Annotated in this window: 15 protein-coding genes; 6 read left to right on the plus strand and 9 right to left on the minus strand. The window is 50.1% G+C overall.

What is annotated here, in order from left to right; genetic code table 11:
- Window positions 1-74 precede the first annotated feature (74 nt).
- The 3 genes from ACG1BZ_RS16025 to ACG1BZ_RS16035 are packed head-to-tail and all read right to left on the minus strand — an operon-like array spanning window position 75 to window position 2,343.
- Entirely contained in the window at window positions 75-740 is a 666-nt protein-coding gene (locus tag ACG1BZ_RS16025) for a GntR family transcriptional regulator (protein ID WP_413662691.1), read from the minus strand.
- Window positions 741-742: 2 nt separating this feature from the next.
- Window positions 743-1,846 (minus strand): hypothetical protein, encoded by a 1,104-nt coding sequence (locus ACG1BZ_RS16030; protein ID WP_413662692.1) that lies wholly within the window; start codon window positions 1,844-1,846, stop codon window positions 743-745.
- Window positions 1,847-1,902: 56 nt separating this feature from the next.
- On the minus strand, window positions 1,903-2,343 hold the full coding sequence (locus tag ACG1BZ_RS16035; RefSeq protein WP_413662693.1) for a VOC family protein: 441 nt from the start codon (window positions 2,341-2,343) through the stop codon (window positions 1,903-1,905).
- A gap of 75 nt (window positions 2,344-2,418) precedes the next feature.
- On the opposite strand from ACG1BZ_RS16035, the gene ACG1BZ_RS16040 reads away from it, so the two are divergent.
- A complete protein-coding gene (locus tag ACG1BZ_RS16040) occupies window positions 2,419-3,585 on the plus strand; it encodes an aminotransferase class V-fold PLP-dependent enzyme (RefSeq protein ID WP_413662694.1) in 1,167 nt (388 codons plus the stop codon).
- 161 nt (window positions 3,586-3,746) lie between these two features.
- Complete coding sequence (locus tag ACG1BZ_RS16045; RefSeq protein ID WP_413662695.1) at window positions 3,747-4,481, plus strand: SIMPL domain-containing protein; 735 nt, start codon at window positions 3,747-3,749, stop codon at window positions 4,479-4,481.
- 184 nt (window positions 4,482-4,665) lie between these two features.
- Here the strand turns inward: ACG1BZ_RS16045 and ACG1BZ_RS16050 are convergent, their stop codons facing one another.
- Window positions 4,666-6,030: an amidohydrolase family protein gene (locus ACG1BZ_RS16050; protein ID WP_413662696.1), complete on the minus strand. Its 1,365-nt coding sequence runs from the start codon at window positions 6,028-6,030 to the stop codon at window positions 4,666-4,668.
- Between the two features lie 90 nt (window positions 6,031-6,120).
- Here ACG1BZ_RS16050 and ACG1BZ_RS16055 point away from each other — a divergent pair, with 90 nt between their 5' ends.
- On the plus strand, window positions 6,121-6,732 hold the full coding sequence (locus ACG1BZ_RS16055) for a glutathione S-transferase family protein (RefSeq protein ID WP_413662697.1): 612 nt from the start codon (window positions 6,121-6,123) through the stop codon (window positions 6,730-6,732).
- Window positions 6,733-6,774: 42 nt separating this feature from the next.
- On the opposite strand, the gene ACG1BZ_RS16060 is transcribed toward ACG1BZ_RS16055, so the two are convergent.
- Both ACG1BZ_RS16060 and ACG1BZ_RS16065 read right to left on the minus strand, forming a co-directional pair.
- The gene (locus ACG1BZ_RS16060; protein ID WP_413662698.1) at window positions 6,775-9,591 is read right to left on the minus strand and encodes a M16 family metallopeptidase; all 2,817 of its coding nucleotides are present in this window, start codon (window positions 9,589-9,591) and stop codon (window positions 6,775-6,777) included.
- 218 nt (window positions 9,592-9,809) lie between these two features.
- Window positions 9,810-10,898, minus strand: a complete 1,089-nt coding sequence (locus ACG1BZ_RS16065) for a Glu/Leu/Phe/Val dehydrogenase dimerization domain-containing protein (protein WP_413662699.1) — start codon at window positions 10,896-10,898, stop codon at window positions 9,810-9,812.
- A 519-nt stretch (window positions 10,899-11,417) separates the two neighbouring features.
- Between ACG1BZ_RS16065 and ACG1BZ_RS16070 the strand changes: the two genes are divergently transcribed.
- Both ACG1BZ_RS16070 and ACG1BZ_RS16075 read left to right on the plus strand, forming a co-directional pair.
- Window positions 11,418-13,385, plus strand: coding sequence for a VacB/RNase II family 3'-5' exoribonuclease (locus ACG1BZ_RS16070; protein WP_413662700.1), 1,968 nt, complete (start codon window positions 11,418-11,420; stop codon window positions 13,383-13,385).
- Window positions 13,386-13,509: 124 nt separating this feature from the next.
- On the plus strand, window positions 13,510-14,982 hold the full coding sequence (locus ACG1BZ_RS16075) for an aminoacyl-histidine dipeptidase (RefSeq protein WP_413662701.1): 1,473 nt from the start codon (window positions 13,510-13,512) through the stop codon (window positions 14,980-14,982).
- A 269-nt stretch (window positions 14,983-15,251) separates the two neighbouring features.
- On the opposite strand, the gene ACG1BZ_RS16080 is transcribed toward ACG1BZ_RS16075, so the two are convergent.
- From ACG1BZ_RS16080 to ACG1BZ_RS16090, 3 genes are read right to left on the minus strand one after another with little or no spacing between them, the layout of a single operon-like run.
- Complete coding sequence (locus tag ACG1BZ_RS16080; protein ID WP_413662702.1) at window positions 15,252-16,151, minus strand: polysaccharide deacetylase family protein; 900 nt, start codon at window positions 16,149-16,151, stop codon at window positions 15,252-15,254.
- Entirely contained in the window at window positions 16,151-17,023 is an 873-nt protein-coding gene (locus ACG1BZ_RS16085) for a GNAT family N-acetyltransferase (RefSeq protein WP_413662703.1), read from the minus strand. Before ACG1BZ_RS16085 ends, ACG1BZ_RS16080 begins: the two co-directional genes overlap by 1 nt.
- A 31-nt stretch (window positions 17,024-17,054) precedes the next feature.
- Window positions 17,055-18,089, minus strand: coding sequence for a linear amide C-N hydrolase (locus ACG1BZ_RS16090; protein ID WP_413662704.1), 1,035 nt, complete (start codon window positions 18,087-18,089; stop codon window positions 17,055-17,057).
- A 404-nt stretch (window positions 18,090-18,493) separates the two neighbouring features.
- Between ACG1BZ_RS16090 and ACG1BZ_RS16095 the strand changes: the two genes are divergently transcribed.
- Window positions 18,494-18,892: a VOC family protein gene (locus tag ACG1BZ_RS16095; protein WP_413662705.1), complete on the plus strand. Its 399-nt coding sequence runs from the start codon at window positions 18,494-18,496 to the stop codon at window positions 18,890-18,892.
- The last annotated feature ends 137 nt before the right edge of the window (window positions 18,893-19,029 follow it).

Raw genomic sequence — 19,029 nt, forward strand, 5'->3', positions numbered from 1 at the left:
AACATAAGGTCGAATCGCGCCAGTGCAAGGAGAAAAAAAGGGAACTAAATAGTCAACTGGGGAGGAAGGAGCCGCTACAGCAGCTCCTCTGCAGAGATAGAGCCGAGCCCCTCTTCAATATCCTGCTGAATGGCTTTGCGCACCTTCAACTCATCTTTACTGGCAATAGCTTCGAGCAGATCTTGATGCCGGTCTGGCAACTCTTGCACGCCAAAGCGCTGGAAAACCAAGTGCTGGAGGGGAGCTGTCTGTAGCCACAGGCTCTCGATCAGGGACAGGATGATATGGGGCTGCCCCAGGCGATAAAGGGTAAAGTGAAATTCCAGATTAGTGGTTACATAGCGCTCGATGTCTTTCTGAGCGAGAGCTTCTGTTACACGTGCATCCAGCTCCCGAAGTTGCGCCAATTCAGCATCCCCTACCAATGGCAGGGCCTGTTCAGCGGCCTGACACTCCAGGGCCACACGAGCGGCACAAATCTCTGCCAGTTTTTCCGGGGTCATTGTCGGCACCCTGACCCGGCGGGTATCTGACAGCTCCAGGGCCCGCTCCGAGGTCAGGCGACGCAACGCTTCGCGAACCGGCATTGGACTGCAATTAAGCTCCGAGGCCAAACCCCGAATAGTAATCGCCCTACCTGGCAAAAACTTTCCCCGCAGAATGGCATCCCGCACCTGAAAATAAACCCTCTCCTGAGTTGTGCGGTACTCTTCTTGGGGACTGTTAAATTCCTGCACCATACCTATGCTGCCCTGACCTGCTCCAACATATGAGGGACATCCTCCGCACCCACCTCAATTAAATGTTCAGCTGCCCGGCCACTTTGCCAAATTTCATAAAAATCATCTGCCACCCGGCGACTGAGATCAACCACCCGCCCCCAGTACTTCAAACGGTCTTCACGGTCGAGCTTGTAGAAATCATTGCGGTCTGGAATTTTGCCATAGGGCAAGGAGGCAACGAATTTGGGCGAAGGAGCCACAACCAGAGTGGATTGCATGGCATCTCCGCGAACCCGTCGCCAAGAGAGCCCTTTATCAAACCAGCCGGGCACCATATAGGGGAAAAAGTGCGGGTAGAGCACTAGGCCCTGGGGGTGGCGGAAGCGCAGATCAAAGTGGTAATCGGTGATACCGCCATCGCGATAATTACCCTGTGGAGCTCCCTCCGGTGTCTTCACCCCTGTCATTACCAAAGGGATACAGCCACTGGCCAGTACAGCAGCACAGGTATTCTGCTCAGTCAGCGGAATATTTTCGGTGCTCAGGTTCTGGAAGTGAATGCCTGCCGACTCTTGCGAATGAAAAACCACCCGCTCCCAAAAAGCGCTCAGGCTGTTGCGGGATACAGCATTTGCCAGTGCCGAGGCGAGTAATGCCGGCGCCAACAGTGCCTTGTTTTCACTGGCCAGTGGCCCCCTGCCCCTGACCGCCACAAAGTGGCTGTGCCAAATGGGATTTTCCACTACCTCGCGAGCACCTTCAGCACCCAACACTGCCTGTAGCATCTTGCGACCGCCGGCAGTAATCTCCTCAGGGGAAGGTTTGTCTGAATAGGTTTGGTAAATGTAGTGATGCTCTAATCGCTCAAGTGCTGACAGCGGCTCTGCCATTGCGTAACACATGTTGCGAAAACTACCGATAGATGATCCCAAGGTGACAATTGGTTCGCTCCGCCCGTTGAAGAACTCCCCCATCAATACCCGATCCAACTGGCTAATCACCAGCCACTTGGGACCGCCGGAAGCGCCGACCAGCGTCGAAAATTGCCTCTGGGACAATCCCTCTTCACGTATGCGCCGCGCAGCCGTCTCTCCGGCCAGTAGAATACAACTGGTATTTTTCACTCACTTTCTCTTTTTCTTGGCCGTCAGAATTTATCTCAGGTTTCAACTATCCCGGACTACCACTCACCCTGATTTTCCATAGACATCCAGGGCTCCTGTGGTGGGAGAGGCTCTCCACTTTGCAGCAACTCAATGGAAATCCCATCTGGGGAGCGAAGAAATGCCATATGGCCGTCTCTCGGGGGTCTATTGATAACCACTCCCTGATCCATCATACGCTGGCACACCCCGTAAATATCATTTACCCGATATGCCAGGTGTCCAAAATTCCGCCCGCCAGTGTAGCTTTCCGGGTCCCAATTGTAAGTGAGTTCCAATGTCGGGGCCTTATTCTCCCTGGCCGCTTCAAGATCCTCGGGGGCTGCGAGATACACTAGGGTGAAACGCCCTTTATCATAATCATTTCGATTAACGACCTGCAGGCCCAGCTTTTCACAGTAAAACGCCAGAGATTCATCCAGATTGGTTACGCGAACCATGGTATGTAAGTACTTCACCCTCTACTCCTTCTTGTTGCCAAGCTCTACAATCAGCCCATAACAAATAAATCGGCTTTTTAAAGCTAAACGCATATGTATAAAAAATTCTATCGCGAGTTCCTTCAGGCGCCCAGTGGCAGTCCCTCTTCCATGCTGCACATGGCTTGCCACTCCCACCACTACTGGCCCGATGTTACCCTTGATGCAGTGCAGCAGTACTGGCGCGATTCAGCACTTCTGGCCGATGAAAAATGGGGGCCAATTTTTGAGGAGAAGATACCCTCATGGCAAGCGGCGATCGCAAAATCCCTCAACCTACCCAGATCAGACTTGATCGCTATAGCCCCAAATACCCATGAACTAGTGTATCGGCTACTGAGTTCATTCGACCCCAGTAAACCATTGCGCATTCTCACTACAGACGGAGAGTTCTACAGTTTTACTCGCCAATTACAACGTCTGGAAGAGCTTCCCCAAGTAGAGGTAACGAGAGTTGCCAAAGAACCCTACGCCACCCTGGCAGAAAGATTTGAAACCGAACTACATAAAAATGAATACCATCTGGCCTATGCCAGCCTGGTATTTTTTGACTCCGGTGTGGTATTTCCCCGGCTGCTGGAGGTTGCAGCACAGAAACCGCACGACACACAATTCGTTATCGACGGATATCACGGTTTTTTTGCTCGCCCAATCGATCTTTCAACCGTTGTAGACAAGGTTTTCTTTACGGCAGGATCATATAAGTACCTAGGCGCCGGTGAAGGCCTGTGTTTTATGACAATTCCTGCGAACTGTACACTGCGCCCTGTAAATACCGGCTGGTTCGCAGAAATGGCTGAGCTGGAGAATCGCTCGGGAGAAGTCGGATATAGCGACAATTGGCTGCGCTTTGCCGGGGCGACCATGGACTATTCAACACTCTACAAAGCCCTGGCTATTTTCGATTTATTCCATCGCGAAGGCATTACCATCGAGAAAATACACAGCTATGTTCTCAATGCGCAAACCCGATTCCTGAATAGCATGGATAACTCAGACCATCCCATCTTGAATCGCAACAACTTGATTTGTCATGATCTGGAAGAAGGTCACGGCCACTTTTTCACATTTAACTGCTCACAACCAGAAATCTCACAGAGGGTTCAGGAAGAACTCAAGGCTCGAGCAGTTCTGTGTGATCGCCGACAACAGTTTCTCAGGCTAGGATTCGCCATCTATCACGATAAGGATGAAACTTACCAGCAGGTTTTTAACTCTTAAAGCTTCAGAGCTAAGAGGACAGAGTGATTTTTACCACCGCCGCTAGAGCATATTTCACACCTAAAAGGCACACCGGCTCAGCTGCGGTTCAGGATTCAATTTATAAAATAATGGCGCCATTTTCGTCGCAACAATTAGCACTCAATGGATAAGGAAGCGTTATGAAAGCAGTAAAAATTTCAGTAATTTCCCTTCTCGCCCTGCTCGCCACCGCCTGTGGTAACGAGCGGGCTCCAGAAGACCGGGGGACTATGGTATCCATCGCTGCACGGGGGGAGGCAAGTCAGGTTCCTGATATCGCAAAAATTTCTGTCGGAGTGGTAACCGAGTCAGAGGACAGCAAACAGGCAATGCGCGATAACGCCAATCAGATGGAGTCTTTAATGGCCGCCATCAAAAAATCGGGTATTAACAAGAAAGATATCCAAACCAGCGGCGTTAACCTTTCACCCCGGTATAGCATTAGGACTTCCCTCCCAGACCAAAGCGGGCAAACCAAACGGCCACATATTACTGGGTACTCCGCGCGTAATACTGTAAGTGTAAAGGTTCGCAAGCTGGAAGAGCTTGGTAAGCTTTTGGACAATCTCACTGCCGCTGGAGCCAACCAAATCTACGGACCGAGCTTCGAAATTGGTGAACCTGCTCCAGTTCAAGCCAAAGCTCGGGAAAAAGCCCTTGAAGACGCCCAGGAACGTGCAGAAATGTACGCCAAAGCGCTGGGTACAAAAGTGCGTCGCATTGTCAGTATTTCAGAAAATGGCAACGGCGGTATGCCACGCCCCATGATGTTCGCTGAAAAGGCCAGGATGGCAGACAGTGCTTCCACCCCCATTTCACCGGGAGAAACCACACTTACCGTCAATCTGGATCTGGTATACGAACTCGAGGACTAATACGGAGCAATAGCTACTCACATACGAAGGCAGGAAGGATACACGGCGCTTGGGGCCATTCGGAACTTGAATATATTCATATTGCATTTCGATTCTTCCCTGCTGCCCCGTAATAGCTAATGTCTTGTCAGCAGTGAAACAGCACCAACAGCCTTGCTGTTTCACTGCCGTTCTTCCCTACCGGCTAACCGCTAATATCTTGCTCAAGAAACACATCGTTTGGCAGCTCGCTGGATTCTTTGTAAATAACGCCTTCTTTCATTACAAACAGAACCCGTTGCATTTCCGAAATATCTTCCAGGGGATTTCCAGCCACAGCAATAATATCAGCTATCTTGCCCTCGCTAATGCTACCCAGCTCATCCTGTACTTGCAGTAGTTGGGCCGCGTTCCAAGTCGCTGAACGCAGTGCATCGGCCGGGCTCATTCCACCCTGCACCATCAATAAGAATTCACGGGCATTATCGCCATGACGGGTAACACCGGTATCGGTTCCAAATGCAATTTTTACTCCGCGCTTATGAGCGCGACTAAAAGTGTCCTGCATTAAAGGCCCCATTGTCGCAGCTTTCGGGCGCACCAGGTCCGGCAGGAAGCCTTCGATCGCCGATTTTTCTGTCACCCACTCGCCAGCCATTAGAGTCGGCACAAACCAGGTGTTGTTACGGCGCATCAGGTCCATCACTTCATTATCCATATAGGTGCCGTGTTCAATGGAGTCCACTCCAGCGCGAATTGCGCGAATCATTCCCTCCTTACCGTGGGCATGTACTGCAACTGTGAAACCATAGTCCTTAGCAGCCTCAACAATTGCCTCCAGCTCATCCTGCATAAATTGAGGGTTCTGGCCGCTCTTTGCCACACTCAAGACCCCACCAGTCGCGGTGATCTTGATCAGATCAGCGCCGTCCTTATAGCGCTGACGAATCGCTTTGCGCGCGCTGATAGGCCCATCAATAACACCATCCACCGGGCCAGGGTTCCCCATCAAGTCCTGCCTGAGCCCATTAGTGGGGTCAGCGTGCCCACCGGTAGTTGCGATTGTCTTTGCCGCCGTATAAATACGCGGACCTTCCACCAGGCCTTTGTTGATTGCATTACGTAAACTCACAGTCACATTGTCGTGATCACCAAGATTTCGAATCGTGGTAAATCCAGCCTGCAGAGTGCGATGAGCAGCATCCACGCCGCGCAAGGTAAAATCGGCAGTATTCCAACTGAATGACTCCATATAAGCACGCGGCCCAAACTCGTAAGTGAGATGGCTGTGCATATCCATCAAACCTGGCAATACCGTATATTCTCTCAAGTCGACCAAGCGCTCTCGATCGCGCTTGGCAAACCCTTTCTGCACGGACTCAACCCGTCCATCGACAATATGAATGGTGCGGTCTTCCAATAATTTTCCATTACTGCTATCAAATAATTTGCCAGCGTAAATTGCGATGCTCTCCGCCCCAGCCTGTAAACTAAAAAGCCCGGCAAATACCGACAAAGCCACGGCGGCTGCGCGGTTGACAAAGTAGCTTCGGTTGGTCTTTGTTGTCATTGTCGTCCCCAGTAGATCTCTTTTAGATTCTCAACGTCCTTTACCAAGATCGCACAATCTACGCAATTACCCAGGCGAGAGGAAGCCTCTATGAAAATCTATGAGTTCGCAGCAGCACCAAACTGTCGACGTGTTCGCATGTTTATGGCAGAAAAGGGGTTAGATGCAGAATATGTCGGAATAGATATTACAAAAGGGGAAAATCTTAGCTCAGAGTTTCGAAGCAAAGATATCAATAAAAAAGTACCCGTAATGGAGCTGGATGACGGCACTTACATTGCGGAATCAGTGGCCATTCAGCGTTATTTTGAGGAGCTACACCCAGAGCCACCACTCTTCGGCCGCACCCCCAAGGAAAAAGCACTGGTGGATATGTGGAATCGCCGTGCCGACTTTAACCTTATGTTTCCTGTCGGGATGTGTTTCCAGCACGTTTCCGGTTTCTTTAAGGACCGGATGAATGTTTACCCCGATTTTGGTGAGGATTCAGGCAAGCGGGCCCTGAAGTTTATGGATACCCTCGACAACCACTTTTCAGACCATGAATACCTGGTTGGTGACTATTTTTCAGTGGCCGATATCAGCATGGTTTGCGGACTGGATTTTGGCAAAGTGCAAAACCTTCGACCCGATCCGTCCAAGCACTCTCACCTAATCAGGTGGCGTGAACAACTTAAAGAGCGCCCCAGTTTTAAAGCTTAAACCCTATTTCCCCGCCCAAACAGGGCGGGGAAATAATTCCAATCAGTCCTTTGCAGGAAGCACCTCAACGGGGCCAATATCCAAGGCTTCAACCTCGCCTTTAATCTTACTCAGATCCCCAACAATCACCCAGGTGAATTGGTCTGGTGCAAGATACTCCTTCGCGGAGGCCTCCACTTTTTCCTTATTCAGTGCTGAAACCCGCTGTGGATATTCGGCAATATATTCCTCTGGAAGCCCCTTCTCCACCTGCCAATTAATACTGGAAAGCAATTGCCCTTTGGTCTGGAATCGAGCACTTTGTTTTAGGACTTCATCATTCTGGTAGTCCTCAAGCTCTTTTGCAGTAATAGGACGCTCTCCTAAGTATTCCTCATACTCTTTTACCAATTCCTTAATGGCTGGAGCTGTTTTATCAGTTTGCACAGGAGCAAAGAGGATATAGGGACGCTGCCCTTCTGTATCGAGGGAAACCGCGCGGGCACCATAGGACCAATGCTTGTTCTCACGAAGATTCATATTGACCCTGGACGTAAACTTTCCGGCAATAATATTTGTCATCGCATCAAAAGCTTCAGCTCCCTGCGGCTGCCAAGGCGGCATCAACAGACCTGCCATGATATAACTCTGTTGTGCGCCGGGGCGGTCAAGCAAATAAACTCGAGCCTTTTCCGGACGGGGCACCTTGGCAACTTCAATTTTGGGAAGCTCTGATTTAGGAGCAGTCCACTTTCCGAGCGTCTCATTTAGCAAAGGCTCAATTTCTTTTTCAGTAACATCCCCCACGATCGTCAGGGTTGCATTATCCGGACGCACCCAGGTCTTTTGGAAATTAACCAGATCCTCACGGGTTATGGACTTAATTCCCTCGGGAGTACCCGATCCCGTCAAGGGAGAGCCATAAGGGTGGTTTTCTCCAAATAGCAGCGGCGGCAGTTCACGCATAGCCAAGCCCTGAGGCTGGGCTTTTTCCTGGGCTATTGCATCCAGGCGATTGGACTTAACCCGCTCCAGGTCGGACTCGGGGAAACGAGGTTCAGTAACCACCTTCTCAAATAGCTCCAGCGATGGCTCCAGCTGCGTCTTAAGGGCACTCATGCTGATATTGTTATAATCAAGGCCGCTACCACCACCAATATTTACACCAAGCTCTTCTGAGCGAGAGCTAAATTCCAGGCTATCCAAATCACCCGCACCTTCATTCAGCATTTGCGCCGCAACTGAAGCCAGACCCGGCTTATTTTTATCTGCGGAGGCGCCACTACGAAATTGCAGATTCATCAGTACAACGGGAGTATCGTGGCGTTCGGCCAGAACAACCTTCAATCCATTTTTGAGAGTAAATTCTTTTTGTTTTGGCAGTTCCAGCTCTACATTTTTGTCTACCTCGGGGAGCTTGCTGCGGTCAGCACCCTCCGCCGCTGCCGTATACTTCTGCTTCGGCTCCATAATTAAGGTGTAGGAGTCCTCTTTCAGCCACTGCTCAGCCACTTCCTGAACTTCGAGAGCGGATACTTTTGCATAATCCTCCACGCCTTCTATCAAGGCTCCGGGATCGCCAAAATAAAACTCCGACTGGGCAAGGATGTCACTCTTACCACCAAAGCCACCGGTTTTTTCCAACCCCTTTACCAGCCCGGCAAACTCACTCTGTTTAACCCGGCGCAGCTCATCCGCGTTCACACCATTTTTTGCGAATTGCTTTAATTCTTTATTCAGTAAGTCTTCAACTTTTTCTACAGACTGCCCCGGTTTCACGTCGACGATAATCATCAACTGACCTGCAAGCTGACGGCCGTAATAAAAAGCGCTGACACTGGTGGCCACTTGCTCATCACGAACCAAACGGCGGTAAAGAAGAGAGTTTTTTCTATTGGCGAGAAGGGAAGTCATTAATTCCAGCGCGTCTTCCACTTCGCTACCCACTGCGGGCACATTCCAAACCTTGTAAATTCGCGTTTGAGGCACCTGGTCGTAAACCACCTCCCTCTTTTTCACTTGGGTGGGTAGTTCCCAATTCTTAATGCGCGGTTGCACCCCTGTGCTCGGGATATCACCAAAATATTTGCGCACCTTGGCCATCGCATCTTTGACCGTAACATCACCCGCAATTACCAAAACTGCATTAGCTGGCTGATAATGGTCCTCAAACCATTTTTTGACATCTTCAAGACTGGCGTTGTCCAGGTCCTCCATCGAGCCAATCGGCGTCCACGAATAGGGGTGTCCTTTGGGGAAGGTACTCTTGGCAATAATATCGAACGCTTTGCCATAAGGTGCATTCTCCCCCTGGCGCTTTTCATTCTTTACAACACCGCGCTGCTCATCCAAAACCTCCTGGGTAATTGCACCTTTAAAATGCCCCATTCGGTCGGACTCCATCCACAGCGCCATATCCAGGGCGCCTTTGGGCACAGTGACAAAATAATTGGTGCGGTCATTGCTGGTGGTGCCATTCATATCGGTGGCCCCAGAGCGCTGGAAGGGTTCGAAATATTCCCCTGGGAAGTTTTCGCTACCGTTAAACATCAAGTGCTCAAATAAATGAGCAAATCCGGTTTTACCTGGCGGCTCGTCCTTAGAGCCTACTTTGTACCAAAGATTGGTAGAAACAACGGGGGCTTTGTGGTCTTCATGCACAATCACCGTCAGGCCATTGGGCAATACTTCCTTATGGAAAGGAATCTCCAACTTGGGTGGCGGGACATACGCCTCTTTATCGGATGCAGCAGCCTTACTACTGGCTGCTGCTTCCTTATCCACCGAAAGCGCATGAGGCGTATCATCGGTAGACTTTCCGCAAGCGGTAAGGCCAGTAATAGCGATGGCAACGCTGATAAGTAGCGGACGCAAGTCCATATTGTCACTCCCTTTTAAAAAACCGCAATTTCAGGATGGCAAGTTTAGGCCAGCTTTCCTCCAGAGTGTCAGCAAAACCTTTTACCAACCGCAATTTAGCAAATATTCCAGGCAAAAAAATGGGCACCGAAGTGCCCAAATCAATACATCACAGAGAGAAGCGAGATGACAATCGCCCAAGGAATCAGGTCACCAGCTCTACTCCTGCGCTGAAAACATTACGCTGCCACAGTACCAGACTTGTCTTCGGCCTCGCCTACAACCGTATGGTGACCAAAGCGCTCCTCGGCAACCCGGTCCGCTACGTGAGCGGTGGTCTGGCCGGTTTCATCGGCACGCTCGAACACTTCTTTCATAGTGTTGCCAATCTCTTCGATATGAGCACGCACTTCTGCAGCGTCGTAATCGCCTTTCTGCTGGTAGTAAACATCGATAATACCGCCAGCATTAATGACATAGTCCGGTGCGTACAAAATACCTTTCTCGCGAAGCACTTCAGCATGGCGCTCTTCCGCCAACTGGTTGTTGGCCGCGCCAGCAATCGCCTGAACCTTCAAACGGCTGATGGTGTCATCGTTGAGAATTGCACCCATCGCACAGGGAGCAAACAGATCTACGTCCAGGTCAAAGATTTCGTCGGCAGTTACGGCTATGGCACCAAGCTCTGTAACCGCACGGTCGATATTGTCTTGGAAAATATCGGTGACAAACAGTTCCGCACCGGCATCCTTCAATAGTTTACCCAGGCGGAAACCGACGTTGCCCACGCCTTGAATAGAGACTTTTAAGCCGGTCAGGTCAGTCTTGCCCCAGCGGTGTTCTACCGCAGCTTTCAGGCCAACAAACACACCGTAAGCAGTCGAAGGGGAGGGATCACCACCATACTCGGAGCCCGCGAACAGGCCGGAGACAAACTCGGTTGTCTCACCGATAACACTCATATCCGCCACGCTCGTGCCAGAATCTTCAGCAGTGATATAACGGCCGCCCAAGGTATTAATAAATTCACCCATAGCGCGCAGTAACTCAGGAGTCTTTTCCTTGCGCGGGTCACCAATAATTACGGACTTGCCACCACCCAGCTTGAGGCCGGCCATTGCGGACTTGTAAGTCATACCCCGGGAAAGACGGAGAACATCATTCAGGGCCTCGCCATCGTCGGCGTAGGGCCACATACGGCAGCCACCCAGTGAGGGACCCAAATTCGTATTGTGTACCGCGATAATGGCCTTCAAGCCACTCTTTGCATCTTGGTAAAACGCCACTTGTTCGTGTTTATCGTAGGCGGAATGGGAAAAAATACTCATTAACTGTTCCTCTCCGGAAGGCCGGTTCTACAGCTGGGGAACAACCACAGCCCTTATCTGTTTTTATCTGGAATAAGATTATATCCAGCTCCCACAGACAAAGTTTGCATATTTTGCACACATGAGCATTAGAATAGCTAAAGCATCACACCAAAATATCATTTTTAGGATATTCGTTTGCCCCGGAATAACTTGGGCCGCCCAGTCATTAATCTAGGCGGCTAGCTCTACGCTCTTATTTCTCCATCAATTGGCATTGAATACCGGGCCCTCTCCTACCGCTGGCGGCTCTCTTATAAATTTCCTATAACTGCCCCTCAAGAGAACACGATTCCTGTATAAATCTACTGGCAAAGAACCACCTTTTGAAGCCTTCCTTAATATGTCTACTTTTTCAAAAATTTTTGAAAACCTCACAACACTGACAACTAAGATCATTTCCACCGCCTAAGCGCGTTACATCCTCTGCGTATGGTCTGGTAGAATCCGCGCCCAAATCGACCCATAGAGATAAACTCGATGCTGAATGCCGACGCTCTAAAACAACTTTCGCAACTGAAAACAGATATTCGCTCCAGTAAGGAGTTTGCCGAAGGCCGGGTTCGCGGCAGTAACGGCAAGTTTGGCTTCGTTGAGTTGGATGACGGGAGGGAAGCCTTCCTGCCTCCCAATGAAATGGAGCGTGTATTTCCCGGTGACCGGGTTCGAGTAAGTCTCTCAGAGGAGAACAAGGGTAAACTCGCGGCGGAGCTCGATGCATTGATCGACAGCCAGCTCGACTACCTTGTTGGCCAGTATGTACAGCGCGGCCAGGGCCACTTTATCCAGCCCACGCAAAATGGCCTGTCCCGCTGGATTTTTCTCCCTCCCAAGGCTCGCGGCAAGGCCCAGCCGGGAGAGTTTATTGCCTGCAAAGTAAACCGCCATCCATTTAAAGACGGCAGAGCCCAGGCCAAGGTGGAAACCGTTATCGGCAAGCCCGATATGCCCGGTATCGAACACGCCTATGTTGTCGCCCAATTCAAGCTGCCTGAGCAATTTGGTGCCGCTGCACAAAAGCAGGCGGACACAATTGCGGAGAAACTGACAACAGTTACCGGTGAGCGCACCGAACTTTCCGAGCTGGGCTTCGCAACTATCGATGCAGAAACCACTCGCGATATGGACGACGCTCTGGCCGTAAGCAGCCGTGACGGGGGCTGGACTCTGCACATTGCTATTGCAGACCCATCGTCGCTAATTGATGAGAACAGCCCCCTGGATAAAGAGGCGTTTAATCGGGCCCACAGCCAGTATTTACCGGGCGAAACCCTACCCATGCTGCCCCGCAACCTGTGTGAGAACCTGTTCTCCCTGGTTCCCGGCGAGCTGCGCCCCGCCCTGGTTATCCATATCGACATCGATAGCGATGGCACCATTGGTAATAGCCGCTATGAATTTGCCGCTATTCGCTCCCAGCACAAACTGAGCTATGAACAAGTCAGCCGCTTTATTGAGGGTGACGACTCCGCCGTGCCCCAGGAGCAACAGGACAGTCTGCGTAATTTGGCGGCGATCTACGAAGCGCGCGCCGCATACCGTGCCAGCCACTCACTGGCAATGGAAGATCGCCCGGACTATGAAATCCGCTTGAACGATCAGCGCAAGATCGAGCGTATCGAAAAGCAGGAACGCAATATCGCTCAGCGAATGATCGAGGAAGCCATGCTCGCTACCAATATCAGCATGGGTGGCAAACTCGCCGAGATTGAGCAGGGCTGCTTCTCTGTTCACTTGGGCTTCCGCGAAGAGCGCATGGGAGAAGTTCGCAGCCTGCTGAAAGAACTGCTGCCTGAGCATGCAGAGGCCGATCTGGGGCAACTGGAGCATTACCTTGCACTGGTTAAGCACCTGGAAAACCATGAAGAGCCGCAGATGAACAACCTGCTCGCCGTGCTCAAGCGTATGCTGCGCCCGGGCCAGCTCGATAATAAGGTAGGGGCTCACCTGGGACTGGGCCTCGAGGCCTACGCCACCGTCACCTCTCCAATACGCAAGTACAACGACCTGCACAACCACCGTGTTCTGCGCGCTGCTGCGCAGGGAGAGAAAGCCTCCCCCCTGGCCGATGATAAAATTGAATCCCTGCAGGAAAGCCTGATTCGCGGTCGTCAGGCCAACCGAGCCCTGGAGCAATGGCTCTACGCTCAATTTATCGAGAAGAAAGTTGGCCAGGAATTTACAGGGAAAATTACCCTGGTAAACGGCGCAGGCATCGGCGTGCGACTCGACGACTTTGGTATTGACGGCTTTGTGCGCATGAATGGCGATAAGAAGAATCTGCCCACCTTCGATGGCAAGCACCTGGTTCTTACGCACAATGAAAAACGCTTCCACCTAGAACAGGAAGTTTCAGTTAAAGTAGCGTCTGTCGATGTAGACAAACGACGCATCGCCTTTGAACTGAACGCTGAAAAAACTGAGGCTGCCGACGCGGCCCAGAAATAAATTCCTGCACATTTACCCAAGCCCGGCGCTCGCCGGGCTTTCCTGCCGGGGGCCAAAGCCCACCGCCTTTGATCGGCCAGCTAACTTATAGCTCCGGCACCAATAGAATAAATCGAGGCCACTCATGAGCAATATTGCTGAATTGAACCCAACTCCACTGTGGGCACACTTTTCCAAGCTCTGTGAAATTCCACGCCCATCCAAGCATGAAGACCGCGTAGTGGAGCATATCGTTAACTTCGCTAAAGCACGCGGCCTAGGCGTTCAGCTGGATGAAATCGGCAATATTGTTATCAAGAAGCCGGCCACTCCTGGTATGGAAAACCGCAAGACACTGGCCCTGCAGAGCCATGTGGATATGGTGCCGCAGAAGAATGCCGACACTGAGCACGACTTTCTCACTGACTCAATCAAACCCTACGTGGATGGAGACTGGGTAACTGCGGAAGGCACCACGCTCGGCGCAGATAATGGTATTGGTGTGGCCGCAATCCTGGCCCTGATGGAATCTACTGATATTCCCCACCCCGCCTTGGAAGCCCTTCTGACCATTGATGAAGAAGCGGGCATGACCGGCGCCAAGAATCTTAAGCCTGGCTATTTTGAAGCTGACCTGCTCCTCAATCTGGATACTGAAGATGAAGGCGAGCTGTATATCGGCTGTGCCGGTGGTGTCGACGTCAATGTCAGCCTTCCCTATACGCCAGAAGCGATCCTGCCCGGTGCCGAAGCGGTAAAACTCTCTGTTCGCGGCCTCCGTGGCGGACATTCTGGCCTGGATATCGACAAAGGCCGAGGCAATGCCAACAAGATCGCAAACCGCATTATCCACGCCGCTCTAACCCAGGTCCCCGAGCTGCGTATTGCCAGCCTGGATGGCGGTAGCCTGCGCAATGCGATTCCCCGCGAATCCTTCACAACTCTGGTCGTGCCTTCAGTAGCGGTCGATAAAGTACAGGAAATTGTAAAAAGCGAAAGCGCTCAAATTGCCCGTGAACTGGACAATGAAGCGGCACTGGACATCACCCTGGAAGCGACCGAAACGCCAGCCAACACCCTGGACGCAGATAGCCAGTTGACCCTTATTCGTGCAATCCGCTGCTGCCCCAATGGTGTTGAGCGAATGAGCACTGCGCTCGAAGGCATTGCTGAATCCTCCAACAACCTGGCCCGTGTTGTAACAATGGAGGCGAACGGTGAGCATCGAATAAAAATCCAATGTCTTGTGCGCAGCCTCTCTGACAGCGCCCGCGACCAACACGGCCTCAATGTCGCCGCCACCTTCCAGCTGGCAGGTGCAGAAACAACACTGGACAACGACTACCCTGGCTGGACACCAAATCCCGAATCACCGCTGCTGGCGATGATGAAGGATGTCTATAAAGAGATGACTGGCGAGGAAGCTGAAGTAAAAGTCATTCACGCCGGCCTGGAGTGCGGATTGCTGGCCAAACCCTACCCCAATTGGGATATGGTTTCCTTTGGCCCAACCATTCGCCGCGCTCACTCTCCTGAAGAGAAGGTACATATCCAGAGTGTCGCCAATTTCTGGGATTACTTTATTAAAGTGGTCCAGGCAATTCCCACTCGCGACTAACCGCCCAATCGGGCCTCGGCTTTCCCCGAGGCCCGACACCCTGCCTTTCCACTCCGCCCTCCAATTACTATCAATCACACTAAAAACTGCTTTCTAGCTATTGTTAGAGAGCCACTGGGCTATTTTAATATTTCTTAACTCCGCAGGTGGCCGGGGGAAGTTGCAAAAGCCTCAGAGCAGAAACGGCTGCTATAACAGAGGAAAACTTACGGGGATACAGAAGGCCTAAATTTTCCGCACACAAGCAATCTGGAAAGCTACCGCCCAAGTTATCTAGCGGTAGAGAAATTGGAGATCCAATGTTGCGCTACCTCGTTGCGGCGACAAAGCCAAATGGGTTCGAATCCCTGGATATATTTCAAGAAACGATAAACTCCAGCAGCCCTGGCAGGGTGGCCGCTGACTCGCCCATGTAGTCCAACACTCATCAACTTAGGACTCACGCTCCCTTCCCGCCAAAGCTGATCGAAAGCACCTTTTAGCAATAAAAAGAAATCATCGGCAGTCGTGCACCCACTGGGCAGCAGGTACTGAATATCGTTATTCACCAAGGTGTAGGGAATCACCACCAATGAATCTGATTTCTGTTCCCAGAATGGCAAATCATCACTGTAGGAATCTGACGTATACAGTAATCCATCAATTTCTCGTACCAATGATCTAGTATGGGAGCTTACCCGACCTGTATACCACCCAAACGGAGGCCTAGCGGTTAACTGCTCGATTATCTTAACAGTGAGCTGAATATCGTGTTTTTCTCGACCCTTAGGAGTATCTTTATAATCAATCCACCGGTATCCATGGCCAGCAATCTCATGTCCCGCTTCAACCAGGGCCAGCGCTAAAATCGGATTAAGCTCTAACGCCTGACCGGTAGCAAAAACTGTTAAAGGTACGTTGCAAGTATTAAAGATATCGAGAAGCCGCCAGACACCAGCGCGCGAACCATACTCATACATACTCTCTACACTGAAATCCCGCCCTCCAACCCGTGCGGGCCTGCCAGGAAGTTCATGCAGGTATGATTCAGATTGGGTATCGCCGTTTAGCTTGGTAGATTCTGACCCCTCCTCTAAATTCAAGACAAACTGAATTGCAATGCGGGCCTGATCAGGCCAGCGGGGATGAGGCGGACGCCCAGCGTAACCCTCCAGATTTCTCTTGTGCATCAACCCAGCTCAAATGTCGTTACACCAAAAATTCGATCCCGCGCAATATCAGGCATTGGCCCCAGGTACATCCTTGCGCACCCAAAAACTTCCTCCATTCCATAGTGCTTGGCCAGCGACATAGCCGCAGGATTATTTTCCGGCACATCCAGAAAGATAGGCCCATCATCTGCAAATGAGACCAGTCGCTTCAGCAACATATCTGCCACTTTATAGCTATTTGCAAACAGAGGACCTACTTTACATCCATTGCGGCAACGTCTGATTACACCATAGCCACAAAGACTCCCAAATTGGACATAGCCCAAACTCAGAGCCTCTGGCTGGGAAAGCCATGCTTTCAGAAATATCCGTCTACTTGCGGGAAAGCAGGTCCTGTCGTAAGCAATTATTTGATCGAAAGAAACTTCACTAAGCGGGATAATTTCATCAGGGCATTGAGCACTCACACCCTCAAAAGCAGAAAGCTCGACTCGATAACGGAGATTCCGATGGGAGAAGTTAAAACCGCCGCGGGCATAGTAATCCTGCATCGCAAATACCCCATCCATACCAATGCTTGCATCAGGCCTCAACCGGGTTTTTAAGCGGTCCCGTCGGATATACCAAAGTCTATTACCAAACCCATGACCTCTGAATTCAGGCCTAACGATAAAGAATCCCATAAAACCGAAATCATCACCGTACGCAGTAATTGCCCCTCCTCCGATCAAGTCACCCCGAACTTCCGCCGCAATGTAAGCTTCTGGATCTGTTTTCCAGAAAATTTCTGCATCGTGCAACCCCGGATTCCAGCCTTCAAGTGCAGCCCAGTCAACCAGTAAATCCACTTCTTTACGTGTCATCTCCCGAACAGTAAATGATTCATGCATTGACTTAGACTCTTCTCGTTATCGTATTTATTCAGCTACCTGGAGCGAGGAACTTAAAGGGTTCTGAAGCACTCAACTTAGATTCCACTTCCCCACCAGTATCCATTGGAGTATCTAATTTCATTGTCATTACTTTAGATCCCGGCTCAATAGAAACACTATCCATATCCAGCCAAATTACTGATGGATTAATAACAGAGTCGAAATAGTAGCGGCTACTTTTTTGATCAATAACCGACCGCCACAATGTTGAGGCTATATTGGGTTTATCGGGATCATCCATTCCCAGCGGCACGCTGACAGCACGAATTTGGGAGAATGCGGATGCTAATGCATCGCGATACTTTTTATATTCTGGTGATGTTTTTAAAGCATAACTCGCCCGTACAAATCTGTCCGCCGCACTAATTGTACCCGGTAGAAAGTTTTGGCCTCCAATTGAATTCCAATAGGAATTGATTGCCAGTTGCTGATCATAAGGAGGAGAATTAGTCATTACCGTAAACTGCTTACCGTGATGTATCTTTAGCACACCATCAAGATATTCAAAAATAGCGGAATCACCACTGGGGTCTGAAATTGCAATATGTGTACTTGCCGGTCTCCCATTGGGAAGATCTGCGCCAACCACAGTGAATGGATCACTCTTTAACCCCTTTACCGCAGCATCAACCGTTGCGTAGTTATCCAGGATGTATTGCAACCAGGCCCCAACAGAGATAGTCGGCTTATCCCTATCGGCAGCACTCCCATAATCTGCCTCAGCCAAGTATAAAAGGTTGCCTACGAGGCCCTTTTCATTGAGCCCATCAGTTGTAGCCGCATCGTAAATACTGATAACAATTGAGCCAAACTTCGATGTCCAAGTAATAGATTTTGGGCCCAAGCCACCATTGCGCTCCATCCCCTGCGGGAAAACCCAAAATGCCATAGCTGCATCGGTATCACTCCAGTCCATGCTACGGGCAGTAATATAGGTCTTATCGCCAGTTTCATAGAGTATTCGGGTACAAGCAATCGAAGACCTGGGCTCGAGTAGGCACAGTACTACAACAACAAAAACCATAACGGAGTTTATAGCTTTAGGAAAACATGAAATCCTTTTCACTTTGTCAACCATCCCTCAAAATCATTAATTAATATACTGAACGTTTACAGTCACTGTAATCGGCTATAAACAATAGAAAGTCCGGTTTCCATCTTAGATGGCCAACAATGGGGAGACTGTCTTTCATTCCAACACTTAGTAACCTTGGCGTAAAGGTCCAGAAACTGACACCGCTTTCGACATGTACAGTTCAAATATTTTGTAACTTCAGTAAACTTTTACAGCTTATCAGCTTCACGCTAAAAGCATTCATTTTGGTATAGGCTACTCAAATAAAAACTATTTGAAAAACTGTACACCTATTAATCAAAAAAATAATCCCTCTTATCGAAATAGCAATAAGGCCAATCACGGAGCCCCTAATGAACTCAATTGGCAGACTGGTAATCCTAGTCAACAACTATGAAGAAGCTATTGCCTTTTATCGTGACAAATTGGGGTTTGAAGTATTTATTGACACTCAAGCAGCACCGCATCGATTTGTTCATATTCGACTTCCGGCACAAAAAGATATGGGTATATGGTTACTTCAGGCAACTTCTGAAAGCCAGCAAAAGAAAGTGGGAGCACAAACTGCAGGGCAGCCTTGTGCCGTTATTTATACAGATAATTTTGATAGGGAGTATAAAAAACTTGCAAAAAATGGCGTTCACTTCAGCAAGCCACCCACTTCTGAAGGGGGTGCAGAGTTTGCCCACTTTGAAGATCTCTACGGCAACGAATTTATTTTAGTTGAACTACAAAAAGAAACCGTAGAGTAAATTTTAACCTGTCGCTTCTGATTCCTCCACAGAGTGCGGTGTAAGCAGCGACAGTTCTTTATCTTCGCTAGTCTCCCCCTTAACCGCGATGAAATAACTTCCGACAAATAATTTAAGAAAAGAACCACGAAGTGGCT

The organism is Microbulbifer sp. CNSA002, from assembly GCF_047324085.1.
Taxonomy (GTDB): Bacteria; Pseudomonadota; Gammaproteobacteria; order Pseudomonadales; family Cellvibrionaceae; genus Microbulbifer.